This window comes from Brumimicrobium mesophilum (genome assembly GCF_003025005.1).
Classification (GTDB): Bacteria; Bacteroidota; Bacteroidia; order Flavobacteriales_D; family Crocinitomicaceae; genus Brumimicrobium; species Brumimicrobium mesophilum.
This window is the reverse complement of record NZ_PVSS01000002.1, coordinates 336,110-355,275: the sequence shown is the minus strand read 5'-3', so window position 1 is coordinate 355,275 and position 19,166 is coordinate 336,110. Positions and strand designations below refer to the sequence as shown.

At 33.9% G+C, this 19,166-nt stretch carries 18 protein-coding genes and 1 other RNA gene; 8 read left to right on the top strand and 11 right to left on the bottom strand.

All coding sequences use genetic code 11. The features are described 5' to 3' along the window. Together C6368_RS03240 and C6368_RS03235 are read left to right on the top strand one after the other, a co-directional pair. Positions 1 to 1,262, top strand: a 1,262-nt coding sequence (locus tag C6368_RS03240) for a gliding motility-associated C-terminal domain-containing protein (RefSeq protein ID WP_159038410.1), incomplete at its 5' end; no start/stop codon positions are given. 131 nt (positions 1,263 to 1,393) lie between these two features. Continuing rightward, positions 1,394 to 1,963 carry a SiaB family protein kinase gene (locus tag C6368_RS03235; RefSeq protein ID WP_159038409.1) on the top strand — a complete coding sequence of 190 codons (570 nt, stop codon included), beginning with the start codon at positions 1,394 to 1,396 and terminating at the stop codon, positions 1,961 to 1,963. Between the two features lie 138 nt (positions 1,964 to 2,101). On the opposite strand, the gene C6368_RS03230 is transcribed toward C6368_RS03235, so the two are convergent. Then, entirely contained in the window at positions 2,102 to 3,358 is a 1,257-nt protein-coding gene (locus tag C6368_RS03230) for a competence/damage-inducible protein A (RefSeq protein ID WP_107037742.1), read from the bottom strand. A gap of 68 nt (positions 3,359 to 3,426) precedes the next feature. On the opposite strand from C6368_RS03230, the gene C6368_RS03225 reads away from it, so the two are divergent. The 5 genes from C6368_RS03225 (at position 3,427) to C6368_RS03205 (ending at position 8,340) form a co-directional block, all read left to right on the top strand. Beyond that, positions 3,427 to 4,173, top strand: a complete 747-nt coding sequence (locus tag C6368_RS03225; RefSeq protein WP_107037741.1) for a DUF4197 domain-containing protein — start codon at positions 3,427 to 3,429, stop codon at positions 4,171 to 4,173. 107 nt (positions 4,174 to 4,280) lie between these two features. Then, entirely contained in the window at positions 4,281 to 5,147 is an 867-nt protein-coding gene (locus tag C6368_RS03220) for a nucleoside phosphorylase (RefSeq protein WP_107037740.1), read from the top strand. Further along, a complete protein-coding gene (locus tag C6368_RS03215; protein ID WP_107037739.1) occupies positions 5,128 to 5,937 on the top strand; it encodes a hypothetical protein in 810 nt (269 codons plus the stop codon). Before C6368_RS03220 ends, C6368_RS03215 begins: the two co-directional genes overlap by 20 nt. 291 nt (positions 5,938 to 6,228) lie before the next feature. Beyond that, complete coding sequence (locus C6368_RS03210; RefSeq protein ID WP_107037738.1) at positions 6,229 to 6,696, top strand: hypothetical protein; 468 nt, start codon at positions 6,229 to 6,231, stop codon at positions 6,694 to 6,696. Between the two features lie 276 nt (positions 6,697 to 6,972). Next, positions 6,973 to 8,340 (top strand): MutS-related protein, encoded by a 1,368-nt coding sequence (locus tag C6368_RS03205; protein WP_159038408.1) that lies wholly within the window; start codon positions 6,973 to 6,975, stop codon positions 8,338 to 8,340. 142 nt (positions 8,341 to 8,482) lie between these two features. On the opposite strand, the gene C6368_RS03200 is transcribed toward C6368_RS03205, so the two are convergent. The 5 genes from C6368_RS03200 to C6368_RS03180 form a co-directional block, all read right to left on the bottom strand. Continuing rightward, entirely contained in the window at positions 8,483 to 11,233 is a 2,751-nt protein-coding gene (locus tag C6368_RS03200) for a T9SS type A sorting domain-containing protein (protein ID WP_107037736.1), read from the bottom strand. A 650-nt stretch (positions 11,234 to 11,883) separates the two neighbouring features. Further along, on the bottom strand, positions 11,884 to 12,282 hold the full coding sequence (locus tag C6368_RS03195; RefSeq protein ID WP_107037735.1) for a response regulator: 399 nt from the start codon (positions 12,280 to 12,282) through the stop codon (positions 11,884 to 11,886). Between the two features lie 44 nt (positions 12,283 to 12,326). Continuing rightward, the gene (gene porQ, locus C6368_RS03190; protein WP_107037734.1) at positions 12,327 to 13,358 is read right to left on the bottom strand and encodes a type IX secretion system protein PorQ; all 1,032 of its coding nucleotides are present in this window, start codon (positions 13,356 to 13,358) and stop codon (positions 12,327 to 12,329) included. 130 nt (positions 13,359 to 13,488) lie between these two features. Further along, a complete protein-coding gene (locus C6368_RS03185) occupies positions 13,489 to 13,995 on the bottom strand; it encodes a metallophosphoesterase family protein (RefSeq protein WP_107037733.1) in 507 nt (168 codons plus the stop codon). A 301-nt stretch (positions 13,996 to 14,296) separates the two neighbouring features. Beyond that, on the bottom strand, positions 14,297 to 14,863 hold the full coding sequence (locus tag C6368_RS03180; protein ID WP_107037732.1) for a chalcone isomerase family protein: 567 nt from the start codon (positions 14,861 to 14,863) through the stop codon (positions 14,297 to 14,299). A gap of 67 nt (positions 14,864 to 14,930) precedes the next feature. Here C6368_RS03180 and C6368_RS03175 point away from each other — a divergent pair, with 67 nt between their 5' ends. Further along, complete coding sequence (locus tag C6368_RS03175) at positions 14,931 to 15,209, top strand: hypothetical protein (protein WP_107037731.1); 279 nt, start codon at positions 14,931 to 14,933, stop codon at positions 15,207 to 15,209. Between the two features lie 69 nt (positions 15,210 to 15,278). Here the strand turns inward: C6368_RS03175 and C6368_RS03170 are convergent, their stop codons facing one another. The 5 genes from C6368_RS03170 to C6368_RS03150 all read right to left on the bottom strand — a co-directional run bounded on the left by C6368_RS03170 (position 15,279) and on the right by C6368_RS03150 (position 19,097). Then, entirely contained in the window at positions 15,279 to 15,929 is a 651-nt protein-coding gene (locus tag C6368_RS03170) for a hypothetical protein (RefSeq protein ID WP_107037730.1), read from the bottom strand. Between the two features lie 10 nt (positions 15,930 to 15,939). Continuing rightward, the gene (locus C6368_RS03165) at positions 15,940 to 16,959 is read right to left on the bottom strand and encodes a threonine aldolase family protein (protein ID WP_107037729.1); all 1,020 of its coding nucleotides are present in this window, start codon (positions 16,957 to 16,959) and stop codon (positions 15,940 to 15,942) included. Positions 16,960 to 16,962: 3 nt separating this feature from the next. Beyond that, a complete protein-coding gene (locus C6368_RS03160) occupies positions 16,963 to 17,604 on the bottom strand; it encodes an O-methyltransferase (protein WP_107037728.1) in 642 nt (213 codons plus the stop codon). Between the two features lie 21 nt (positions 17,605 to 17,625). Then, an RNA gene (gene rnpB / locus C6368_RS03155) (RNase P RNA component class A) lies at positions 17,626 to 18,001 on the bottom strand. A 16-nt stretch (positions 18,002 to 18,017) separates the two neighbouring features. After that, positions 18,018 to 19,097, bottom strand: coding sequence for a T9SS type A sorting domain-containing protein (locus tag C6368_RS03150; protein ID WP_107037727.1), 1,080 nt, complete (start codon positions 19,095 to 19,097; stop codon positions 18,018 to 18,020). Positions 19,098 to 19,166: the final 69 nt, after the last annotated feature.

The following is a 19,166-nucleotide window of genomic DNA, read 5'->3' as shown; positions in this document are numbered from 1 at the left end:
TTGGACCTTTCACAATTAATTCACCAGCACCAATTGTAATTGATGAAGCTAACTTATTGATAACTAATGAATCGTGCAATGGGAACGATGGTTCAATTACTGGTATTACAGCTTTTGGTGGTTCAGGAACTTTGACTTTTAGTTGGACTTTATCTACTGCCACAACTTTGGATTTAAATGCTTTATCAAGTGGAAGTTATACTTTAACTGTAACAGATGCCCAAGGTTGTTCTGAAACTTCTGGCCCGCATTTAATCAATCAAATTGCAGGACCAACCTTCGATGATGCTAATGTTCTTATTTCGAATGAAACTTGTGGAGCAGGAAATGGTAGCATTTCTGGAATTACAGCAAATGGAACGGGTTTAACTTACGATTGGTCACCTTCTGGAGCTGCTGTATTGAATCCAACTGGTTTGTCAGGTGGAACCCATACTTTACTAATTACGGATGCTGCTGGTTGCTCAGTAACTGTAGGCCCATATACCCTCACAAATACGCCAAGTCTTACAATTGATGTTTCAGGAATTACTATAAACCCTGCAGATTGTGAAGGTAATAATGGAAGTATCACAGGAATTTCGGTTTCAGGAGGAACAGCTCCTTTTATTTTCGAATGGAATGGCACGGTAACTAATTCTATTGACTTACTTAATACCACAGCAGGAAGTTATGGATTACAAGTTACTGATGCAAATGCTTGTGTTGGAAATGTTGGTCCATTTACTATCCAAGGATTTGAAGTTCCAGTTGTTTTTATTTTAACTCCAAATCAAATTATTGAAAATGGGGAATCAGTAGCTATTCAATCATCGGTTGATCCGGTCAATTCAAGTTTACTTTGGACCCCAGCTACAGGATTGTCTTGTTCAACATGTCTTCAACCGATTGCCTCACCGAATGTTTCCACGTGGTATGTGCTTAGCGCACTATCTGATGATGGATGCTTGGCCACCGATTCAATTTACATTGAGGTTTTAGATCCCTGTGGACAAATAAAATTACCAACTGTTTTTTCACCTAATGGAGATGGATTAAACGATGAGTTTTGTGTTTTAGGTAATTGTATTCAATCCATGGTTCTACAAATTTACAATAGGTGGGGAGAAGTTATTTTTGAAACAACAGATTCAAAAGAATGTTGGAATGGCAAATTTAAAGGAGAAGATTTAAATACTGGGGTTTATATTTATAAGTTAAAAGGGATGAATAGTAAAGGAGAATCAATATTGCTACCAGGAAATGTTAATTTGTTGAGGTAAATAAACAACTATTCGTAATTTAATTTCGTCATGTATAAAGAGTCGGTTTTTATTTCAATGAATAATAATTTGCTATTTATTTGAAATTGAAATTGAAAATGATAAGTTTAACTTTAAGAAACCCAAAGTTAATGTCAAAACAAAATGAGATGCAAATAGATGCTAAAAGTATCTACCAAGAGTTGCACGATGATTTTACGAATCATGGTAGTAATTTCGTTGTGATGTCTCATTTTGGAGAATTCTCTCAAGATCTAGTGAATAGCCTTTCTGAGGGATTGGAATATATCATGGATCGGAGAGATGTAAAAAGGATTATCACAAAACGGATGTTCTCCATTATGATTGAAGGTTTACAAAACATTCGATTACATAGTAAAGTCAATTCGCTCAATAAGAAAATAGGTCATGTAATGATTATGGAGAAAAATGAAAGCTATTCTGTTTCCTTTGGAAATATTGTAGATGAAAACTCCAAAAAGAACATAACTGATTACCTGAATAAGATAAATAATATGAACCTTGAAAATTTAAAGGCTTATTATTTAGACATTTTAGGTAATGGAGAAATGACAGATAAAGGTGGTGCTGGACTTGGTTTCACAACAATTTCCTTGAAATCAAAATCAAAAATCAAATTCCAATTTATAAATTTCGAAGAAGATACTTGCTACTTCGAAATGCGTGTTGAATTACTTTAATATTTACCTTATTCTTTTGAATAATTATTCGAACAACTTTACTATAGAATATTATTTATATAATCCCAAGTATTCCATAAACATCCATAATAACTATATAAATGCATATTCTGATTTTTTTAATGAAATAATTTAAACCTAGTTATTTTCATTTTCAGCGATTCCAAGAATAAGTTTTCTTAATAAATTAGCTGCGTACAATTGTGTTTTTTCAATGTTTCTTCCACGGTGTTCTCCAAATAAATAATGTTTTGTGAATACGCCTTCTGGAGTAGCAACCGCAATCCAAACCGTTCCAACAGGTTTTTTTTCAGTTCCTCCTTCTGGTCCAGCAATTCCCGTTACAGCAATCGCATAATCTACGTCTAATTCTTTTTGACCACCAATGGCCATTTCTATTGCAACTTCTTCAGAAACTGCACCAAATTTATCTAAGGTGTCTTTGGAAACTTTTGCTAATTTTTGTTTTAATTCATTGGAATAAGTGATTAGTCCACCATTGAAAAAGGCTGACGAACCACTTTTTGCAATAAAAGAATTCGCTATTCCACCACCGGTACAGCTTTCTATTGTTCCAAGTGTTTTATGACTTGATTTCAGTAATTCACCTACAACTTCAAAAATGCTTTCTTCATTCATTCCATACGCAAATTGTGGCAAATCTCTTCTTATTTCATTAAAATAGGATTCAATTTTAGCGGAATCCTCTACACCATTTTCTGAGCTTAATCTTAATTTTATCAAACCTGAAGATGGCAAATAGGCTAAGTGAAGACCATTTTTGTAGATTCTATTTTCCCAGTCTATGATTAATTCAGCTAAATATGATTCTCCAATTCCTTGAAGCATTAATGTTTGATGATAGTTACTTTCAATTCCAAAGGTAGCTTTTACTCTAGGTAAAACCTCCATTGAAATGAGGGCTTCCATTTCGTAAGGAACTCCAGGGAGAGAAACTAGAATTTTTCCATTTTTCTCAAACCACATTCCTGATGCTGTTCCATGTAAATTCTCTAATATTATAGCGTCTTTAGGGAGCATTGCTTGTTGAATATTAGAGTCCAACATTTTCTTACCTCGTAGCTCAAAAAAAGATTTTACTCGGTGCAAAACTTGATCATTTAATGCCAAGGTAGTTCCAAAATATTCTGTCAGTGTTTCTTTTGTAATATCATCGTTGGTTGGACCTAAACCACCAGTAACAATTATTAAATCGGCTTCATTAAGATATTCATCTACCGTTTGAACAATATCTTCTTTAACATCTCTAATTGTAGTTGATTTGTATACGGAAATTCCAAACTTTCCAAATTCTTGTCCTATCCAAGCAGCATTAGTATTTACTGTTTGACCAATCAGTAACTCATCACCTATACAAATAATTCCAGCCTTCATAAACTTCAATTGTTTTTTTAGAAATTAAAGAGTAAAATTATTCGTAAATTTGACAAAAAACAATTGAAATGAGAAAAGTTATAAATTCATTTGCTTTAGGCGTCCTAATGTTGTCATTTTCTTCATGTGATGTGTTGAATAGTGCTGCAGAAACATTACTAGAAACAACAAATGGAGAAAGTGGTGCTAAAAGTTTAACCAACCAAGAAGTGATTGAGGGGTTAAAAGAAGCCCTGACGGTGGGAATAAAAAATGCGGTTGATGTTACAGCGATCACAGACGGTTTTTTAGAGAACAGTGAAATAAAATTACCTTTTCCAGCGAGTGCAAATGCAATGAAAGAGAAAGCTATTGAATGGGGCTTAGGAAATCAAGTTGATAAAGTTGTTACAACGTTGAACAGAGCGGCAGAAGATGCAGCAAAAGAAGCAGTTCCAATTTTCGTAAATGCCATTAAAAATATGACTGTTCAAGATGGTTTTGCCATTTTAAAAGGTGGTGATAATGCAGCTACAGACTTTTTAAGAAAAAATACTACGAACGAATTAATCGTTGTTTTCGCTCCTAAAGTACAAAATTCAATAGAAAAAGTAAAATTAACGCAATATTGGGAGCCTGTGGCTACAAAATATAATCAAGCAATGATGTTTACTGGAGGAGAAAAGATTGACACTGATCTTAACGAGTATGTAACGGAGAGAGCAATTGATGGGCTATTTACAATGGTTGCTAAAGAAGAGGCACTTATTCGCCAAGATCCTGCTGCCCGAGTAACTGATATCTTAAAACGTGTTTTCGGTTCAAGCATGAACTAATATTTCTAAATGAAGTAGTTTCATTTTGGAATTTCCCAATTTGTTCATAAATCCTACTTTGCCTTCAGGCGAAAAACTCATTAATTCTATCAAATAAAATAAATTTCATGGCAGATTTTTTACCATCCGAATTAGTAATTACGCCGAAAGGAGGTGTTTACCATTTAGATATTAGACCGGAAGATTTGGCTAAAAAAATCCTTATTGTCGGAGATCAAGGAAGAGTAGAACTGATTTCAAATTATTTTGATGAGGTAACCAGTAAAAATCAACACCGTGAATTTGCTTGTCATACTGGAAAATACAAAGGCAAAGAAATTTCTGTTATTTCAACTGGTATTGGAACCGATAATATCGATATTGTAATCAACGAAATTGATGCACTTGTAAATATTGATTTGGAAACTAGAACGGAGAAAACCGAAAAAGTTTCTTTGGAAATTATTCGAATTGGTACTTGTGGAATACTACAAGACGAAATTCCAATTGACAGTTTCATCTTGTCTACTCATGCCTATGGAATTGATAATGTTGGTCATTATTATGAACGAAATGTGGATGAGGAAACAAAAAGGTTAGAGGTGGAAATAGAAAAGGAAATTAAACTTCCTAAATATATTAAGCCTTACTTAACAAAGGCTTCAGGAAAACTAAATAAGCGCTTGGATGCCCCTCACATTGAAAAAGGAATTACTGTTACAAGTTCTGGTTTTTATGGTCCACAAGGAAGACAATTGCGGTTGAAACTTGTAGAACCAGATATGTTGAACTCTTTTAGTGATTTCAAACATAATGAAATTCGATTTTCTAATCTAGAGATGGAATGTTCGGCATTGTTTGCGTTATCTACTGCTTTAGGACATGAAGCAACAGCCATTTGTTTGGGTTTAGCTAATCGCAGGAAAAAAGAATTTACTACTAATTATGAGACGAAAATCACAGAACTTATTGAATATGTCTTGGACAAAATTTAGACTAAATAAAATAGCTTTAATATCTATTGTATTTCTAACATTTACTTCATGTAATAACAATGAGGGAAGTACTGATATTAAGGAAAGTGTTAAAAAGAAAGAAGTTGAAACTTTCACAGAGGAGGAGAAAATTATCCGTCAGGTTGAAAGTGTTTTGGGAATTAGTGCTACCGAGACGTATGACATTGACATTCAATATAAATTTATTGATCAAGACACTTTAAAAGATGCACTTATCCTTGTAAATAGAAGAGAATTTGCTTTTCAAAAGGCAAAAAATACGGATACCGAGCGTTTTTTTAAAGAAACTGGAAATACTGGATTATACAATTATATATTTCTATTAAAAGGAGGAGAGCAGAGGATTATTTCTACTAATCCTGTAGGATCTAATGCTAACTATCCTTTGAAAGTTGAATTCTTGGAGTTAACTTCCAAAGCGCATAAGGATTTTTATGTGGAATTTAGAGTTAGAAACAGCTTACATAGAAATTACTACACAGTAAGAAATAATAGAATTTACCTTACCTTTAGTTGTCCAGTTTTCGATAAAATAGGGGAGTCTGAACCTTTAGTTTACGACATAAAGCATCAGACAAGTTCTGTTCGAATAGCAAAGGATATTGCTTTGTTTAAAGGTCAAATTGTAGGCTATAATCCTAAAAATATTGATGACATCAATGAATTTCAACCTGAAGAAGTCACGAACAACGGAGAATTATTTGTCTACTTTATTTTTAATGAAAAAACAATGAAATATGTGACTCCGATGCCTGCAATGGAAAAGTAGGAGGTTGTGGAGTTCATTAATTCCTTGTTGAAATTCTTTTATAAATTAGTTGAAAATTAATTTTATTGAGGGATTCTTTGTTAGAAGGAGAACTGTCGTTGGTGAAATCCCTCATGATAGAAGTGCACATGCATATGTTCTATGAAACCGGGCACCAAACATTAGTGCAAAAAGGACAATCAATAATTAAATGACAGGAAAGACAAAGTGAGTTATCAGTACAAAATAGAAAGTGAACTTAACGACTTGCAGAAGGAGTTTTATCGCCTTTTCATAAAATCTTTTCCTGACTTGAAAGACAAGATTGCAATTGAGAAAGGTATTATTTACGTGGACAATTTTTGCTTTTCGGTGACATCTGTATCCCAAGTTTTCGGTAAACTAAGTTTTGACATTGACGATACAGAGATTACAGTATTTTCGGACTTTGACCACCGACATTTTAGAAATTATCATTTTGACGAAGTAAAGCACATGCAAACGAAAAATCAGGTTGCTTGCTCATCAGCAATTGACTACATCAAAGACTTTGTAAATGGATACATTACCATTGAGTATCAGGAGCAGGATGGAAAATTATTACGAGCTTCGCAATATCATAAGGACGAACCGGCAATGGCGATTTCAGCGACAATAAATTTTCAAGAACCTAAAAAGACTGATATTCTCAATAGACTCAAAAATTTGTTTAAAAGCAAAAAAACAAACGGGACGACAATAGTAACTAAAAGAGTAAATTGGTATGGAGAAATTAACTGACAGACAATAGGTTGCCTTTATCAACTCCTAGTTGGCTACCTAAGCTCAATTCTATAAAGAAACAATAATGTGTGGGCAGATCTTGTTTATTTCCGAGCAGACTACTCCGTAAAAGAATTTACTTACGATAACTGGCGAATTTTAAAAATCGTCCTGAATGTTTTCAATCTGAGGTTTAACTATAAAGTAAAATGTTTAAATTTATAATTAATTAAATAAAGGAAGACGACTTTAGAAATTCGCCTGACGTTATGTGGAATGCCAAGAAATCGACCAATGATAGAATTTGATTTAGATAAACAAACAATAAAAGACTTAGAAATTTTTCTTGATAGCAGGTCTGTTAATTCTATTTCAAACTTCTATAATCAAACAAAAACAATTGGTGGTAAGAATTTTTTATATCAGTTGATGAAAAATCCTACTACTGATATTAATGAATTAAGGCAAAGAACAGAATTAATTCAGTTTATATCCAAGACAGATTTTGAATTAAAAATAAATTCAGGTCAATTAGATTTTATAGAGCATTACAAAAGACTAAATATCGCACCTCTGAGAAATAATTTCATTGATGCCTTTTTTCAAAATCTATCTTATAGAATTAGGCCTAGTAATAATTATTTCATCATAAAATCGGGTGTTCAACAACTAGTCTATTTCTTAGTTGAACTTAAAGAAAGAATTGAAGCCTTAAATGAAGCTGAGATTCCTGAAAAACTTGTTTCCTATCAAAAAATAATTTCGAAGTTAATTGAAAAACCAGATTTGAAATTTCTCTACACCAAAAGGCTAAAAATAACTAATTCCAAACTGAATAAATTAGACAATCTATTTCGTAAAAAATATAAAAACGAATTACGCGAAATAATTGATTTAGTTTATAATCTGGATACTTTTATTTCAATTGCAAAAGTGGGGAAACAAAAAAATCTCGCTTTACCAAGTTATTCAAATTCAACTACACAATTTCTTTCAATTGAGGAGTTTTATCATCCATTATTAAAAAATGCTGTACCTTATTCCTGTGAAATGGATGAATCGTCTAACTTGTGTTTTTTAACTGGCCCTAACATGGCTGGGAAATCGACATTTCTAAAGTCAGTTGGATTATCAGTTTATTTAGCTCATATTGGATTTCCAGTCCCAGCTAAAAAAATGACTACCTCTATTTATAATGGAATTGTTACAACGATCAACTTATCAGATGATATTAATTTAGGATATAGTCATTATTTTAGTGAGGTCAAAAGAATAAAAGAAACTATTTTGAAAATCAAAGAGAAGAAAAACTTGTTTGTGATCTTTGATGAATTGTTTAGAGGTACAAACGTGAAAGATGCATTTGATGGCTCATTACTGATAATAAAATCTTTTGCGAATATTTCGAATAGCACCTTCTTCATTTCAACTCACATCACTGAAGTGGCGGAAGAAGTAAAGAATAATAAAAACATTCAATTCAAATTATTTGGTTCAAAATTAGTAAACAATATTCCCACTTATGAATATAAATTAGAAAATGGAATATCACATGATAGACTAGGAATGTATATCCTGAAAAATGAAAAGATTATTGAAATCTTGGATTCTATGACAAATGAAAAGGTATCACCTGTCAAACCGCAGAAAAATAATGCGTAAGTTTATCCGTCATTCTAAAGATATTGCTTGTATCCTTGCATCCATTTTTTCTCCAGAAAATCTTCGGTCACGAACTAAGTACTTTTCTTAGGTGTAATCGTTATGTATAATAATCGTAATCACTTAATTATCTCCCGATCAACTAGTGTTTGACCATTTTCATAACGTGACTTTCATCAACTATAAAATAATACACCCCGACAGATAAATCAACAATGGAAAGGATACTTCCATCAACAATTTCAGACGTCATTACAGCAACTCCTTCAGATGAATAAACAACTAAATTATGAGACTTCTTGTTGTTAATCTTGAATATGACCTCACTATTCATTGGGTTAGGGTAAGCTGAGAAGATCAAATCTTCATGTTCATAAACACTAACATTATCAGTTGGATCACACGGGATATCATCCGTAAATGTCGTAGTTGCAGTATTCGTTAATATCGGTGAGTTGAAGTCAAAATAGATATTTACTTCATTTCCAATCTCAGTGTTTATAGCCATACCTTCATGTGGCTCGATTTTGAAAACAACGTACCCATTACTTCCCAAAGGATCGGACAAACTATCAGGCAAATAAATATTCTCAAAATTAAATTGCACTATTTGACCACTAGAGTAATTGATTTCTAGCATGGGGTGACTTTGCCCTAGAACCTCAAATGTAGAAAGATCTAAATTTGAGTCTAGCGTATCAATAATGTTAACATGGATTGCTTCGGAATTCCCTGTATTCTGGAATCGTACAGTGTATGTTAGTGGTTGCTCCATGTACACATGGTCATCACAAGTTCCTGCAGGATAAACTTTTTTATCGTTTGGGTCATAGCTTGCTAATACAAGCTCACAATAGGACTTTAGATTATTCAGAGTGTCAACATCTCCAGCCATTGGGTTTGCAATAGCCTTAAAACAAACTGTGTCCCCAGTTATTGCTGATTGACTAGTTGTGACGAAAACGGCTGCCATAAAATGTGTAGAATCATAGTTCCAATTGCTATAATTCCAAATTAGTGTATCTCCTTGAATAGAAGATGGGGCAACCGATGCTGAGTCATACTGTACCAAAGGATCCAATATCAACTGTATGGAGCCAGATACCGATTGACATCCTCCATTATAAGCATCAAGCCACAGGATATTTGGTTGTCCTTGAATGAAATTACCAGATACCATGTTCACATCAAGATCAAATCCCGCCGAGGTTGTCGCTCCCTCAATATATACTCCGTTTGTATCAACACAACCACTCGCATCCGTTACTTCAACCAAATACATCCCAGTTGTATCCGTTACGAGTTGAGCACCAGAAATTGGAGGATTCGTAAGCCATGAAAAACTGTAAGGAGGAACTCCGCTAACGCCAATTGCGTCAACGCCTCCAGAAGCAGAACAAGTAGCATTTGTGTGAGATGACAAATCCGTACCCAATGGTGCGCAAGGAAGTTCTCCGAAACTTGCAAAAAAAGTAGTTATATTATTACTGTGTGATAATTGAGCAACTCCCGCGCTTGGATCAAGATCTACGGTTCCATATAAATGACCAACAACGAAGTAATTGTCTGCTTCATCTATCACCAATTGACGAATCCCTAAGATATTTGACCCTATAAATTCCTCATGCCACAGAATATTCGCATTTCCATCCAATTTTTCAATGTAAAGCAAGTCATTCATCTGTAAAGGGGGTTCAATTATATGAATCCCACTATTAAGGTTAACGTCAGTTTTATCTTCTATAGTAGCAAACACTAATAACTGATCATCATCTATTGTCATTCCATGAATCCGATCTGAGCCCTCTCCGTGCATGACTTTTGCCCAAATTTGATTTCCCAAAGAATCCAGCTTGATTAGATATGCATCGCTAAAACCTAAAGCTTCAATTACGTTAGGTGTTCCTCCAGGATTGAAGTCTATTGTACCCAGAAATGTTCCATGCACATACCTATTCCTTTCTGAATCTTCTACAATTTGAAAATTTCTTTGAGAGTTTGAACCTTTGATTGTATGATGCCATTTACTGACTCCAGATGTGTCCATTACATGCGTAAATAAATCAGTGTAGCCAGTTGTTTGCGAAGTGTCCAAATCTTCTCCCGCAGACATGTCAAAATCTATTTGCTTTGTATATCCGCCTGTAAGGGTCAATTCACCATGATCGTTTAAATTAAAATCATGAATAATTGAACTTCCAGTCCCCTCGTATTGTTTTGCCCAAATGAAATTAAAATTCGCATCGTATTTTGCTAAAAACGTTCCATTTCCAGGTGGGGAATTAAGTGTGTAAACTCCGGGGCCTTCATCTGCGTCAAAATTAGATTCGAAAGTTCCAGTGAAATAGAAATTTTGTTGTTCGTCCATCACCATGTGAGAAATCCCATCGCGACCACTATTTCCCCATGCTTTAATCCAATCAAAATCACCATTAGGTTTTAGCTTATGAACATAACAATCTTCGTACCACCAAGTTGAGCTTACACAGGTAGTTATAGAATTCTGAGGATCACAAAATAAGTTGCCTTTAAAATACCCGTATGTATATGCACTTCCAGAAGGGTCTACAACCAAGCCGGTATTTTCTAATGACCCTGTCGTTCCGTATGAATTAGCCCATAAAAAGTTGTTCATTGAATCCAACTTCAAGATATAAATGTCACTACCCATTGAGTTCAATTGAAATACTCCTGGTCCAGGATCAAAATCATGGGTTCCTGTAAATCGACCTGAAATGTATTTATTGTTGTCGGCATCGATAACTACTTCAACTGGAATTTGACTGGTGTTTGGCACAGGGTCTCCAATTGATCCAGACCAATAATGTTCTAACTCTTGTCCAACACTGGAAAGAGAAACAAGGAAGCTAGCTAATAAAATAATTTTGTTCATTATGTTTGAATTATTTAGTCTGAAAATACCGAACAAAATAAATAAATAAAGATATTCGATTATCGCAAAAATACGGAATTTCTCACTCAACAGGAACTAATACATTTAGTTCTATAAAACATTGATTGAAACTACTAAAACGCAGAAAAGTGAAAATGTATTTTGGATAAATAATCTGAACTCAAAGAAAAACAACGAATCCTAAAAATAAACTAAGTTTTCGGATTGCCGATAAGTCAGCGCTGAATACAATGTTAACAACCTTTCCGGCATATTAATCGGGAAATCCGATATTCAATTAATATAAGCACGTCAGTCAAACAGGAGAATTAAAACAATCCACTTCAAAACATCAACATTTATAGTCTTTTTCTCAAGATCTTTAACCAAGCATCTGTAACGAAATAATTAATTCATTTCGACTAGCTCTTTTTCCAACCTCTACGTTGAAATTTTAAACTGTAGCTATGGCTATGCGTGAAAATTTTGTATTGATGAAGAAAAAAATACCTTTGTCAATTATACATAATTTATTGCTTTACAGACCTTAAGAAGTCGAATGTACAGCGCACCAAATAAAATTCACCCCAATAATTAATTTTAATTTTATCAAAACTAAATTGTATTCTGGATTTGGAATTTTTAAATTATCAATTAACTTTTAATTTTAAGTGTTCGCTTAATTTCTCAACCAATTCATTTACCCTTGAAGGTTTAGTCATAAAAGCTGTTGCCCCATGTATTAAACATTTTTTAGCATCATCTGGGTTGTTCGAAGTTGAATAGATAATTATTGGTTTGTCTTTATAAGTTGATTGTTTCCTTAGAAAGTTAAGACAATCTATACCATTAGATTTAGGCATATTGAGATCAATAAAAAGCGCTTCAATTTCTTCATGATTATTTAGAATATATGCTGTTGCATTCTCGAAGTTAGAGAAAGACTTAAATTGATAATCCTTAAAGTGCATATTCATGACAGTTTTGAATATGAGTTGGTCATCTTCGTCATCGTCAATTAAAACGCATATTTTACTATGATTAAGCATCGAATAATTAATTTAAACTTTTCAGCGTGGAAAAGTACTAAAAATTATTTTCTCCAATTATCAAAATCTGTTCTTAGCGTAATTAAATTATTAAATCCTGCACTAGAATAGATGTACAATCCATAATCAACTGTAAATCTTTTGAAATTAAGACCAGCTCCAAATGAAAATCCACCCATTCCTGGTCGATTTTGAACTAACATTTCTCTTCTTTGATTATAGTCGAAAGCAGCTCTAATTCTCATTGTTTTACCTAAAAGGGTTTCTAATTGAAAAATAAGATGACGTCCTAGTTTTTCTCCAAATCCAGCTTTTTCAACTGGAACAACTTCTCCGGTTAAAGGATCTGTTGTTGGAACAGCATTGGGGTCATTATAAGTTAAATCCCATTTGTTTAAATGATGAGCAACTAGTGAAAAACGAAAAGGTGCATGCTCTAACTTATGCGAAATCCCCATCATTGCTTGAATTGGCAATGGCGCTCGGGTATTGTCGGTGTAGGTGGTTAATTGGAAGCCTGCATTTCTTACCACGGCTGACACAGTTGTTCTTTTATCTATAGATCTGTACATACCTGCTAAATCAACAGAAATTCCCATTGAATTGTATGATTCTAATTGAGACCAAATTAGATTAACTGTTGCTCCAATAGAAATATTTGGATTTAACTCACGACCAATACTTCCTCCTAATGCGAAATCTCCGGCCGAGAATGTTCCGATTTTGTCTCCATTTATATCTGTTCTGTCCATATTTCCATAGGCCACATATCTTAAATGGATTGCACCTGTTCCAACGTTGTTGATGTCTTTAGCGTAGGCTACCATTCCATGATTAACACCACCTGCCAATAAGGCTTGGTTAAATCCGATGGAATTATCCATTTGAGAGTTGAAGGATGCTGGGTTTTGAATTCCCATATTTATATCATCATCGTATGCGGTGATAAATTTTCTACCTAATGCTGCAGACCTTGCATTATCCGGTAAGTCTAAAAATGGAAAAGCATTGTTTCCACCCGTTTGTCCTAGGGTGATAAATGGAATTAAGGCAAGGATTATTATTAGTCGTTTCATCTGATTTGTTCAACGCTCGAATTTATGAAAAATTGTAAGTTATGTGTATAAAAGGAAAATTTAATTAAACAATGATTCAAAAACGATATTAAAGAAGCACAGTTTTTTATTTTGCCTTTTGCCTAATGCCTCAAACTTCTATACCTCTTCCTCCCATTTCAATTACTTCCAAGTTTTTTATTTCTCCATTAAGCAGGTCAAAGCGCAATAGTGTTTTTACGCTATGAAAACCATGGTTTCCGCATGCACCAGGATTTAGCCATAGCATATTAAATCGAGGGTCAAATTTTACTAAAAGGATATGCGAATGTCCACAAACGAATAATTGTGGCGCTCCATTTTCTTTTAATTCTTTCAGAAGTGGTGTGGAATATTTCCCAGGTTTTCCTGCTATATGCGTCATTAAAACGGATACTCCTTCTCTTTCAAATCTATTAAATTCAGGAAGTTTTTGCCGAACAGCCGTGTCGTCTATATTGCCATATACACCAATTAACGGTTTAAACTCCTCCAACTGATTTATAATTGTAGGATCTCCCACATCTCCAGCATGCCATATTTCATCAACATCTTTGAAGTATTCAAAAACACGCTTGTCAAGTACGCTGTGTGTATCAGAAAGTAAACCAATTTTCATAACTACAAAGAAACGAAATGATCAGAGAATTAGAAAAATAATAGCTTCTGAATTATAATATCAGAAGCTATTTGAAATTTCTTTTTGGAGTTACCGTTGAAATCTATTTTTTGAAATTGAAAGCTTGAGCGTTAGGCGTGATTAATTTGTATTTTAAGGAGTTGTTGTTGAATCTGTTTTTTGAATTAGAAAGCTCATTAACAAGGCGCAATATTTTTTAAATTTAAAGAGTTGACATTAGTCAATAACTGATTTAAAAAAATGTTGGAACGCAGATAATGAGCTTTCTAAACAAAAAACACTAGACTTTTACGAGCATGGCATTCTTAACCCCTTCATCAACAGGAGTTTTTCCTAACCAAATTCCCCAAAGTGCTTTTTTAAATTCTAATCCTTTCGCTCCACCTAAGTGTTTTCCATTGTGATAAACCTCAATACCACTTTCTGGTTTATAGAGTAAAATTACTTCATCACCTGATTTGAAGTCTTCTTTAAATATCTTCATGAATCCTTCAATTTCTTCATTACTCGCTTTTCCTTCAGTAGATGTTGAGAATCCACCTTTTACAGTTTCTAAGAATTTATCTCGCGTTACCTTGTCAGATAATATCTTCAAACGCATTGCAGACTCTTCGTTTTGATCAATTATTGTTTGTGCATCACTTGTTCTTTTAGGAACATATAATGCCGATACATATAAGTCGAAGAAGTACTTTTGACGTAAACCTGCACCATTGTATTCTACTACCTTATCACTAATTTTAAATTTAGCCGGAAATGTAGCACCAGAAACAGTTACATTTTGTGCATTTGTCGTAAACGAAAGTACTGCACCAATGAATAAAGCAACAATTAATTTTGATTTCATATTTTTGATTTTAATGAATAATGTTTATTTTTAAACAAATCTTATTCCAAATTTACAAAAAAATCTTATGAATAAACTATTTAGTCTTATACTCGGAACCGCGTTCTTATTTCTTACTTCTTGCGGAGGAGGTTGGTCAGATGATCAAAAAAACTTAGTTAAAAATGGTTGTATCACAATGGGAGGTTACGATTGTGAATGTTACGTTGAAAAAGCAACTGAAACTTTTGAAAATCCTAAAGAATACAATGAAAAATCGTCAGAGTTAAATGAGAAGTTTGAATCTGCCATAAAAGAATGTGAAGTTAACATGGAAGAGAATGACGTTAATTTAGAGTCATTTTAGAAAACTAAACTTTTCCATAATGCAAATGAACCAATGGTTGAGCAAGTTTAGCTTGAGAATCATTGGTTTTTATTTTTCTTCAGCTTCATCTTCAATTTTTGGAGTTGAACTCACCACCCAATTTATTTTCCCTCGCGGTGCTTGCTGAAGAATATAATTCCATTTTTTCTCTTCATTATTTAAAAGAACATCTTGATAAATTCTTCTTTTAATAGTTTTAGTGCTCGAAAGGTAGGAGATTTTATTATTAGAAATCCAAATTACAAATGCTTCTTTGTTTGCATTTATTTCTTCGTTTATTCTAACCGAATTACACTTATTTCCAAAACAATCCATCCAATTGTAAAAAGCATTGACTGTTTTTAAGCTGTCTTCAAATACCCACTCTATAAAATGATATGGAATACTGTCATTAGTGAAATAGATTTCCTCTTTATCAGTAAAACCCAGTCGATTGGGCATAAAAAGTATTTCTCGTTCTTTTAAAATATTTTCACTATCAAAATCTATAGTGCTAAAAATTTGCGAAAGTGTTCTTTGAGTGGATGATAATTCAACTTCATCCAACTCAATGGAATCTTCTTCATACGTGTAAGTACCTTGAGATTGTGGTAAAATTTCATCTGAGTTTACGATTTCATATTCAGTATCATCAGAGCATGAGCTCCATAATAGAAATAAGGAAACGAGAAGAAACCATTTATTCAATTGAAAAAACATGATTCGTGAATTAAATTTCCTTTAGAACGGAAAGCGTGTATTCCATATTGTCGGCGTTCACATCTAAATGTGTCACCATTCGAATAGTTTGCTCTCCAAAAGCCATAAAATGAATGTCTTTTTCTGCACACTTTGCAATTAGAGCATTCACATCAACAGAGTCAGAAAGTTTAGCAACAACAATATTGGTTTGAACAGATAAAACTTTTTCAACCCAATCAAGCTTTTCTAATTCAGAACCTAAATATTTAGCATTTTGATGATCGACTTTTAATCTTTCAATGTTATTTTTCATCGCATAAAGTCCTCCTGCTGCAATGATTCCTGCTTGGCGCATTCCACCTCCCATAACTTTCCTTGCACGTCGAGCTCTATGGATAAATTCTGTTGCTCCAAGTAATACTGAACCCACTGGAGCACCTAAACCTTTAGAAAGACAAATTGAAATAGAATCAAATTGTGCCGCATATTCTTTTGGCGGAATATTGTTTTCAATTAATGCATTAAATAATCGAGCACCGTCCAAATGGAGTGGAAGTTTGTTTTCTAAACATACTTTACGAATAGCTTTAATTTCTTCGAAATCATATATGGCACCACCGCCCCGGTTCATTGTGTCTTCTAGTGACACTAAACTAGTAAGTGGATAATGCGGATTATTTGGATCTTTAATTCCGCCTCTAACATCTTCTGCAGTTATTCTTCCACGATTTCCAGGAAGTAAAAGTACTGAACTTCCACTGTTTTTAGCAATTCCACCTCCTTCGTAAAAGTAAATATGCGCATCTTTTGAGCAAATCACTTCATCTCCTGGTCGGCAATGAACATTGATTGCTATTTGATTAGTTTGGGTACCAGATGAGCAATATAATCCGGCTTCCATTCCAAAATAATCAGCAGCGAATTTTTCTAACTCATTAACTGTAGGGTCTTCTTGAAAAACATCATCACCAACAGGAGCATCCATCATAAAAGCCTTCATTTCTTTGGATGGCTTAGTCACTGTATCTGAACGTAAATCTGTGTGCATATTTTATTTTTTTCGAATCACCATTAAACCATCACGAATCGGAAGTAAGACATTCTCAACGCGATCATCGTCTTGAATTTTTTTGTTGAAGACCTTTAATGCTGCTGTGTCTTTATCATTTTTCTTGGTTTCTTCAATTACTTTTCCAGACCATAAAACATTGTCTGCAATCATAATTGAACCTTTTGGTAAATCAGCAATCAATAAATCGAAGTAATTCGAATAATTTGATTTGTCGGCGTCAATGAAGACTAAATCGAAGTTTTTGTCCAGTTTTGGAATAATTTCCATCGCATCACCAACTTTCATCTCAATTTGATCTTTAAATCCTGCTTTGTCGACATAGTTTTTCACCATGTCTTCCAATTCATAATTCACATCTATAGTGATAAGTTTTCCGTTTTCTTTTAAGCCTTCAGCCATGCAAATAGCAGAATATCCAGTGTAAGTTCCGATTTCCAAAATGCGATTTGGTTGAATCATTTTACTGAGTAAACTTAAAGTTCTACCTTGTAAATGCCCCGAAAGCATCCTTGGTTGAAGAACGTTAATGTGGGTTTGACGGTTAAGGTCACTTAATATTTCTGATTCTGGTGTAGTATGTGCATTGACATATTCCTCCAATTTTTCATCTAAAAATTCCATATATCAAAGTTAAGAAAAAAAATAAAAAGGCAAATCATAAGCCGGGTCCTGTACACCATCCGAAGATGGCTGTTTGTCATTTATCTAGTCCCGAAGTCACCCTCGGGATCCATCGACCTACCCTCCAAGTTGAGCGAGCAGCCCTTTAGCCTTGGTTTACATGGTCTTTCAGTCCGTAAGGTTTACCTAGCCAACAATGTCACCATTGAAGCGGTGAGCTCTTACCTCGCCTTTTCACTATGACCCAGAATTTGACTCCTAGGCTACTTATTTCTGTGGCACTATCTGTATTCCGATTGCTCGAAACCCTTCCAGTTAAGAAGTACGGTGCTCTATACTGCCCAGACTTTCCTCTTTCCCGATATTAAATCGAGACAGCGACAAACGATCTGCCTTTTGTGCAAAATTAATGTTTATTTGATGATAATAGGATTAAAACTTTGACCTTTTGGTGAGATTGCTTGAATGGTATACATTCCAGGTGTTAAATGTGAAAGGTTTATTGTTGAATTTGTTCCTGATGTGGCTTTTTGATACACCATTCTTCCGTCTGTACTAAAAACTTTAATGGTGTTTATCAAGACTAAAGACTCAATATTTATAATTCCATTGCTTGGATTAGGGTAAACCTTCGTTTCGAGTTCATTTTTTTCAAGTTGAGCAACTTGATTATTGAGGTAAGAAATTCTACTTGGTGTCTCTGCACCAAAAAGGGTTTCAGTTTCAATTTTCAAAACAGGTCTTTTCTTGTTTTTCGCCCACCATTCATATTCACTCGTTATTCTTGGAAATGGTATCCATTGTTGAATTGGTCCAAATTCGATATAAATAGAATCTAATTCTTCAATGGAATGATGGATTCTCAAAACGTCATAAGTTCCATGTGGTGTGGTTAACTGTCCATAACCATCAACCGTACTCGTCCTTTGGCGATGCATTTTTATCCTTGCTTCGTAAAGTGGCGAGAAATTAATATCTGTATAACCAACTGAAGAGTAACTATCTCCAAAATTTAGAGGGAATTCATATCCAATTTCGATTGTATCACTTTGAAATCCTATTGATTGTCCTTCTGCTTCTAAACTAAATCCAGGGTAAGTTAATTCATTACTGTTTAGTTTCACCATTCTGTTCACTGAATTAACTTGAATAGGAAGAAAACTTGTTATTTCGTCAATTGGTAATCCATCAAATTTTTGAAAATAGGAAGATTGGTATTCCGACGGGGCAAATGGGCCAAATTGTAGATTTATTATTATTCCTCCTGAAGTTAAACTTCGTGCGGTTTCAAATAGTTGCTCACTTGCTGTGAGGTTTGAAAAATCCCAATTGGAATTAGCTCCAGTTGTTGTAAAATCAATGTTTAAATCATCGGAAATCGAAATCCCAACAGAATCTTCTGTTTGAAAGAAATCTGAATCATCAATTGTGATTTGACCATTTAAGGTTAGAGAAATTAGGACAATCAAAGTGAGTAAAAGTGCTTTCATCATAATGAATTTATTTCATGAAATGTACGAAAAATACGCGAAACTAAAGTAACTGTGTGGTTTCAAGTCTTA

Excerpts from the sequence above, each read along its gene's own strand:
- C6368_RS03235 (WP_159038409.1), top strand. The coding sequence starts at position 1,394 with ATGTCAAAACAAAATGAGATGCAAATAGATGCTAAAAGTATCTACCAA.
- C6368_RS03230 (WP_107037742.1), bottom strand. The coding sequence starts at position 3,358 with ATGAAGGCTGGAATTATTTGTATAGGTGATGAGTTACTGATTGGTCAA.
- C6368_RS03225 (WP_107037741.1), top strand. The coding sequence starts at position 3,427 with ATGAGAAAAGTTATAAATTCATTTGCTTTAGGCGTCCTAATGTTGTCA.
- C6368_RS03220 (WP_107037740.1), top strand. The coding sequence starts at position 4,281 with ATGGCAGATTTTTTACCATCCGAATTAGTAATTACGCCGAAAGGAGGT.
- C6368_RS03215 (WP_107037739.1), top strand. The coding sequence starts at position 5,128 with ATGTCTTGGACAAAATTTAGACTAAATAAAATAGCTTTAATATCTATT.
- C6368_RS03205 (WP_159038408.1), top strand. The coding sequence starts at position 6,973 with ATGATAGAATTTGATTTAGATAAACAAACAATAAAAGACTTAGAAATT.
- C6368_RS03200 (WP_107037736.1), bottom strand. The coding sequence starts at position 11,233 with ATGAACAAAATTATTTTATTAGCTAGCTTCCTTGTTTCTCTTTCCAGT.
- C6368_RS03195 (WP_107037735.1), bottom strand. The coding sequence starts at position 12,282 with ATGCTTAATCATAGTAAAATATGCGTTTTAATTGACGATGACGAAGAT.
- porQ (WP_107037734.1), bottom strand. The coding sequence starts at position 13,358 with ATGAAACGACTAATAATAATCCTTGCCTTAATTCCATTTATCACCCTA.
- C6368_RS03185 (WP_107037733.1), bottom strand. The coding sequence starts at position 13,995 with ATGAAAATTGGTTTACTTTCTGATACACACAGCGTACTTGACAAGCGT.
- C6368_RS03180 (WP_107037732.1), bottom strand. The coding sequence starts at position 14,863 with ATGAAATCAAAATTAATTGTTGCTTTATTCATTGGTGCAGTACTTTCG.
- C6368_RS03175 (WP_107037731.1), top strand. The coding sequence starts at position 14,931 with ATGAATAAACTATTTAGTCTTATACTCGGAACCGCGTTCTTATTTCTT.
- C6368_RS03170 (WP_107037730.1), bottom strand. The coding sequence starts at position 15,929 with ATGTTTTTTCAATTGAATAAATGGTTTCTTCTCGTTTCCTTATTTCTA.
- C6368_RS03165 (WP_107037729.1), bottom strand. The coding sequence starts at position 16,959 with ATGCACACAGATTTACGTTCAGATACAGTGACTAAGCCATCCAAAGAA.
- C6368_RS03160 (WP_107037728.1), bottom strand. The coding sequence starts at position 17,604 with ATGGAATTTTTAGATGAAAAATTGGAGGAATATGTCAATGCACATACT.
- C6368_RS03150 (WP_107037727.1), bottom strand. The coding sequence starts at position 19,097 with ATGATGAAAGCACTTTTACTCACTTTGATTGTCCTAATTTCTCTAACC.